The organism is Pseudomonas sp. MD330_10 (genome assembly GCF_042610415.1).
In the GTDB taxonomy this organism is placed as follows: domain Bacteria; phylum Pseudomonadota; class Gammaproteobacteria; order Pseudomonadales; family Pseudomonadaceae; genus Aquipseudomonas; species Aquipseudomonas rhodesiae.
The window spans coordinates 1-234 of sequence record NZ_JBHGZU010000170.1 but is presented as its reverse complement, the minus strand read 5'-3'; the positions used below and the strand labels follow the sequence as shown (position 1 = coordinate 234).

Here is a 234-nt window from a genome sequence, read left to right as displayed (position 1 = left end):
ATCATCGAACTGGCCGACCAGAAGATCAATACCACCAGCCTCAACCTGTATCAACTGCGCGATGCTATCAACCTGCGGCTGCAGAACCAGCCGGAGCCTGGCACGGCCTTTCTCGAGGAGTCCTTTGGGTACAAGCGCGGCATGCCGTTAGACGCCTATATGGTGTTCGATGTGCGCTGCCTGCCTAACACTTACTGGAAGCCGGAAATGCGTGACCAGACCGGGCTGGATCAG

General features: G+C 57.3%; 1 pseudogene. It reads left to right on the top strand.

The window, feature by feature from the left end:
- Positions 1 to 234 (top strand): annotated as a pseudogene (locus ACFZPT_RS27080) (RNase adaptor protein RapZ); the annotation flags it as partial.